4 protein-coding genes and 2 pseudogenes are annotated in these 6,247 nt (G+C 40.2%); 2 read left to right on the top strand and 4 right to left on the bottom strand.

Annotated elements, in window-relative coordinates:
• Positions 1–191 precede the first annotated feature (191 nt).
• A pseudogene (locus BM329_RS14585) lies at positions 192–323 on the top strand (MFS transporter); the annotation flags it as partial.
• A 239-nt stretch (positions 324–562) separates the two neighbouring features.
• Positions 563–2,281, top strand: coding sequence for a YbaL family putative K(+) efflux transporter (gene ybaL / locus BM329_RS13780; protein ID WP_092554311.1), 1,719 nt, complete (start codon positions 563–565; stop codon positions 2,279–2,281).
• A 126-nt stretch (positions 2,282–2,407) separates the two neighbouring features.
• On the opposite strand, the gene BM329_RS13785 is transcribed toward ybaL, so the two are convergent.
• From BM329_RS13785 to BM329_RS14590, 4 genes and pseudogenes are all read right to left on the bottom strand, one after another.
• The gene (locus BM329_RS13785) at positions 2,408–3,718 is read right to left on the bottom strand and encodes an inosine/guanosine kinase (RefSeq protein ID WP_092554314.1); all 1,311 of its coding nucleotides are present in this window, start codon (positions 3,716–3,718) and stop codon (positions 2,408–2,410) included.
• A gap of 170 nt (positions 3,719–3,888) precedes the next feature.
• Positions 3,889–4,992 carry an LPS O-antigen length regulator Wzz(fepE) gene (wzz(fepE), locus tag BM329_RS13790; RefSeq protein ID WP_092554317.1) on the bottom strand — a complete coding sequence of 368 codons (1,104 nt, stop codon included), beginning with the start codon at positions 4,990–4,992 and terminating at the stop codon, positions 3,889–3,891.
• Between the two features lie 163 nt (positions 4,993–5,155).
• Positions 5,156–6,121 (bottom strand): ferrochelatase, encoded by a 966-nt coding sequence (gene hemH / locus BM329_RS13795; protein ID WP_092554320.1) that lies wholly within the window; start codon positions 6,119–6,121, stop codon positions 5,156–5,158.
• A 43-nt stretch (positions 6,122–6,164) separates the two neighbouring features.
• Positions 6,165–6,247 (bottom strand): annotated as a pseudogene (locus BM329_RS14590) (IS5/IS1182 family transposase); the annotation flags it as partial.

The following is a 6,247-nucleotide window of genomic DNA, read 5'->3' on the forward strand; positions in this document are numbered from 1 at the left end:
AAATATCGTGGCGGCGGTATGCAGGCGTGCTCATGGTTAGTTCACTCTGTTTATGGAATGCAAATCTTATTATCGCACAAAATAATTTATGACGACATTATCTAAGGTATGAGAATTAAACAACTATTTAATACTAGCCATCTCCCCACAAGTCACATTGGTAAGCGAATAAATATGAGTGAACAAAGCAGGGCATTGGTGCCGCGGTACTCGGCTATGTTGTAGATAAAACTAGTATCGAATTAGTTTATAAAATTTGTGCTTTCCTACCACTTCTTGGAATTTCTACACTATTCCTGCCAAATATAGAAAAGAAAACTTAAAATATTCAATAAAATAAATAGATAGATATTATGATCCCTATGTCATTCCCCTTTGTAAACAAGCGTAAATAATGACAAGATCTACATAAACTTACATTAAAATAGCATTTATATAGATCATTCTTGTTTTCACCATTCAGTATGTTTTTTATCAAGTTCATCTTGAAATAATTATAAAAAATATTATTACATGATTTAACTATATAATTTATTAACTCTCTACCCCAGAAGGAGCCTTGATGGAGCATTCGACACCTCTTATCACGACCATTGTTGGCGGTTTTGTTCTCGCCTATCTACTTGGCATGCTTGCACAACGTCTTAAAATTTCGCCTCTAGTAGGATACCTTGTCGCAGGTGTACTTGCGGGGCCTTTTACACCCGGTTTTGTTGCCGATACCTCTCTGGCTCCAGAACTTTCAGAAATTGGCGTGATTCTACTGATGTTTGGTGTCGGTCTGCATTTTTCACTTAAAGATCTGTTAGCTGTCAAATCAATCGCCATACCAGGTGCCATCGCTCAGATTGCTGTAGCAACTTTATTAGGCGCAGGATTATCAGCACTGCTCGGTTGGGGACTATTCAGTGGCATTGTTTTTGGCCTTTGTCTATCCACCGCCAGTACGGTGGTATTACTCAGGGCATTAGAAGAACGGCAGCTCATTGATAGTCAAAGAGGACAAATAGCCATTGGTTGGTTGATTGTCGAAGATCTGGCAATGGTTCTGGCGTTGGTATTACTCCCCGCAGCAGCCGGTATTCTGGAGAGCAAGAATGCGAATATTGGTCAGCTATTGCTTGGGTTGTCCATCACAGTCGGCAAAGTGATTGCCTTTATTTTATTGATGATTTTCGTCGGTCGGAGATTAATCCCCTGGATATTGGCAAAAACCGCCAGCACAGGTTCGCGAGAACTTTTTACACTGGCCGTACTGGCAATTGCACTGGGTGTTGCTTATGGTGCAGTAACACTGTTTGATGCTTCATTCGCTCTCGGGGCATTTTTCGCTGGTATGGTACTGAATGAGTCAGAACTAAGCCATCGGGCAGCACAAGATACCTTACCACTACGTGACGCCTTCGCAGTGCTTTTCTTCGTCTCTGTCGGCATGCTGTTTGATCCAATGGTTCTGTTCCAACAACCTCTGGCTATTTTAGGAACCCTTGTCATCATTATTATTGGCAAATCACTGGCAGCTATGGTGCTGGTCAGAATGTTTGGTCATTCACGGCGCACAGCCTTAACTATCTCTGTGAGCCTTGCTCAAATCGGTGAGTTCGCTTTTATTCTGGCCGGACTTGGCGTTGCGCTAGGATTGCTTGATGGAGAAGCCCGTAACCTTGTACTGGCCGGAGCCATGATTTCCATTATGTTGAATCCTATCCTATTTAGTTTGCTGGATCGCTATTTGGAAAAGACAGAAACTATTGAAGAGCAGTTACTCGAGGAAACACTGGAAGAAGAAACTCAGATCCCTGTGAATATCTGCGGTCATGCTATCGTAGTCGGTTATGGTCGGGTGGGGCACCTGCTGTGCCAACGTTTACAAGATAGAAACTTTCCAGTCGTCGTGATTGAAGATACACGCGCCCGATTTGAAGAACTGGGAGAAATGGGGATCAGTACAGTGATGGGTAATGCAGCCAATAAAGATACTATGGCTCTGGCGCGGCTCGACTGTGCCTGTACGTTATTTCTGACAATCCCTAATGGTTATGAAGCAGGTGAAATTGTCGCTAATGCCAGAGAAATACGGCCTGATATCAATATCATTGCACGTGCCCATTACGACGATGAAGTCACTTATATTATAGAACGTGGCACTAATCAGATCGTTATTGGTGAACATGAGATAGCAAGAGCGATGGCTGATGCAATTCCTGAAAATTATGAAGCCAGTTGCCCGATAGATCCCCCACAATTAGTTTCCCCGATCGCTCCATCTTCAACAGCATAATTTATTACGCAAGGAATATCCCCGTATCTGGGGATATTCCAATGAAAGATTAAGATTTTATGTTGATACAATGTATGTTGATACAATGTATGTTGATACAATGTATGTTGATACAATGTACCGATATCAACGTTCCCAGTAAGACTCTTCCAAACTATCTTCTTTCTCCGGTAATCCTCGGGTTAAACGTGGAGAATGTTGACTTAATACCTGATAACTTACTCTATTCGCATACTTACATACCTGAGCTAATGAGGAGTAAGTTAAATAAGAACGAGTATGTTTGCTGGAGTTCGGCACATTCATACGATGATAACTGTTGGCAGTTATATCATGCAGCAATGCAGATAATGCTCCGTCTCCTGCACCATTAGTATTCATGATTTTTTCAGGACCTCCCATATAAGGTTCAATGTGGGAGTAGACTCGCACTGGATTCTGGCAATCAACCTTACGCATCGCTCGGCTGAATTCATAACGATTAAATTCCGCAATTGCACCAGGTAGCAGAGGATGCAATGTCTGTCGCTTATATTCTTCTTCTGTATAACCTGCCATGTATAATCCAGCAGGCCCGGCTGTACACAACACTAAATCAACCCAATTAAGAACCATATCTGCTGCCAGCAGGGGATCGCTGAAGCCGGTCAGTTCCTGAGCTTCATCTTCATTCATTGCCACAACAGAAACATTTTCAGCCAGAAAGTCACGCCACCACTGAGGATCATCAGCAATAACGTATTTTGTACCTAATGTCAGTACAACAGGCACATTATATTTCTTTGCATATTCGATGGCTTTCATCGTCGCTTCCGGCATGGGTTCACCAGGCTTGCAACGCACCAAATACGCCGTAATCACTAATGCTGACGCTTCCGCAATAATATGTTCTGGGATATTCTCTGGATGGAGCAGATTCATTAAACCAGGGCTAATAGCAAATGTTCTTTCACCATTTTCCGCCACTAACATAAAACAACGACCAATTGGGCCGTTAACTCCTTGAAGATGATTCAAATCCATACGGCTGGAAGTATTACACAGATAACAATAGGCATAACTCCCTATTTGGATATTATTGCACATTGCACCAAGCAATACGGATTTGTCATCAGCCAGAACGGAATAATTATGCAAAGTATTACCAATAGTTCCTCCTGCAAATTCATGGCTGATCAACTTATTATCTGTGAGTTCTTTGTAAAGCGCCTCAGCTACATCATCTTCAATAACTAATGAATGTCCCTGGCTCAAGTTATAACGTTGAATAAAACTCTCATCAACTTTAGCTTCAATATCTACTAGTGTTTGGTCAATACCGACGATGTAAGCTCGGTTATTTTCAGTGTCCATCATCTCTTTAATGGGTTGAAGGAGAGGATCTCTTAAACTGACAGGAAAATAGTGTTTAGATTTACGTTTACCAGGGAATTTCATAATTAATTGCTGCTACAGAGCCAAAATATGCAATATTTTAGCACAATATAATGTGTCACAATACTGGAGGCAAAGCAAAAAACAGAGTGGTATAAATAAAGATAGCCAATGTTATCTTAACATTGGCTGTCAAAAGCATTAGTTATGGCAAGAAATCACCATTAATAACATTAAGCTTCTTGTTTCCGGCGGCTATTCACCATATGGCGCAGCAGAACAAACATGATAGACATAATAAATCCGATAAAGCCAGCACCTATCAGAATCAACAAACGCTTGGGTGAGTCTTTTGACGTTGGTTCATAAGGTTTCTGCGTATATTTGAAAGGTTCGAAATCAACCTTATCAATATTCACTTTCTCCAGACTTTTGATATATAACTGACGGTTAAGTAAATCTGCATCAATTTTAGTTGGATTAGTAATTTCTTCAGTAATCTGCAACTTACGTTGCAATGCATCCGTACCTAGCATAATCGAATAATCCGGATCATCCTTGATCATCCCCCCGTCACTCGATGCTGGCTTTTTGATACCGGCAGAGTTAGCAATGGAAATCGCATACTTCAATCGTTCAATATTTACACTACGCATATTAATGATACGTGATAAATCAAGTTCATACATTTTCTGCGAATAAGCCAGTTTTTGATGAACCATATCATTCAACTCATCTTTCACTTGATCACGAACAATTGAAGAGACAAATTTAATATAACCACTCAACAAATTGTAAGCGTCTTGCGCTGTACCGGCACTGAAAGAAAGCCTGGTTTCCTTAAATTCATCATCTTTCTTAGGCGAAGAAGAATTGATACTTTTATTGACAATTTGCTTGATAAGTCTTCTTTTTTCCTGTTCAGAATGATTATCACTTTTAGCAAGCAATTCCTTGAAATAATCAGTATTGATCAAATATTCTTCACTCAATACATGTGAATTAAAGTTCTCAATAAAACGGTCATACAACATTTTTTCATTCACTTTCGGTTCAAGATTTAGAACGTGCAAACCCGTTAACGCATTTTTCAATAGCCGAAGCTCTTCCAGATTCGGTTTAACTACAGCGGCTGTACTGGTCCATTTTTGTGGCAAAGATGATGCAACTCCGAAGCCAATAACTGCAAAAATAAAAGATACCGCAATGATCAAATATTTTGATTGGAAAATTACGGAGAATAATTCAAACAAATCAATTTCATCTTCCTGCGCCAGATGATGATAGTCTGAATGTCCCGCATCAAAATCGGGATGCTTAATAGGTTTATCACTCATTATCTATATGTCCAATCCAAATAATTTTGTTTTTCATTGATATGCCAGCTTTTTTTCGCTTGCAATCATCATTGATTTAAAAATAATATCCTTAAAAATCATATAATTATTGACATTTTCCACTCGCTTTGTCAGGCAAAACTGCATAACAATTAGTTGAAAATTATTTAATAATAGTATTTATCAACTTTTCGAGCAGCAAAATGTGCGCTTCATTATCATTAAGTGCGGGAATATATTCAAACTTTTTCCCACCCGCACTCAAAAAGATAGTTTTATTCTGTTGCTTGATTTCTTCCAATGTTTCCAAACAATCCGCTGAAAATCCTGGGCATACTACTTGAATATGCTCCACACCCTGATCTGGCAAAGATGCCATTGTTTTATCTGTATAAGGTGATAGCCATGGTAAGCGACCAAAACGAGATTGATATGTCATCATAATTCTATCAGCCGGATAGTCCAATGCTTCAATCAACAATTTGGTCGTTGCTTCGCAATCCTGCGGATAAATATCCCCCATCGCGGCCAGGCGTTCAGGGATCCCATGGTAGGAAAGGAGCAGACGATCCGGCCGACCATGTTTTTCAAAACTCTGTTCAATGCTTTCTTTTAATGCTGCAATATAAGTAGGTTCCGTGGCATAACTACGGATGAAATGCAGATTAGGGAACGTGTGATACCCCTGCAATATTTTACTGACACTATCAAATACCGCCGCAGAAGTAGTACTGGAATATTGGGGATAAAGTGGCAATATAATCAAATTATCAATGCCTTGTTGCAACAAATTATCAATGGCCTGGGACAAAGAAAACGAACCATAAGTCATACCCAAAACAACAGGGATACCTGCTAATTTTTTATCCAATAACTTTTGCTGACGGCGACTATAAACCAGTAGAGGAGATCCCTCTTCCGTCCAAATTTCTTGGTAAAGTTTGGCAACACGAGAAGAACGAAAAGGAAGAATAAGGCCGTACAGTATAGGTTTCCAAATCAATGGTGGGATATCAACGACTCTTCTATCACTCAGAAACTTCGCCAGATAACGTCTTACTGCTGCTGGTGTTGGCGCATCTGGCGTTCCAAGATTTACCAATAGGACACCATACTTCTTACTACTCATTCCTAGGTGCTCCATAAAATACCTGACAGCCTAGATGGCGTCGTCATGAAATACTCAACCAAAGAGCAAGGCAGCGGATTTGGACTGCGGCAAGAAACGATGCACTGTTTTTGGCGTAACGGGTCG

Source organism: Xenorhabdus koppenhoeferi (genome assembly GCF_900116635.1).
In the GTDB taxonomy this organism is placed as follows: domain Bacteria; phylum Pseudomonadota; class Gammaproteobacteria; order Enterobacterales; family Enterobacteriaceae; genus Xenorhabdus; species Xenorhabdus koppenhoeferi.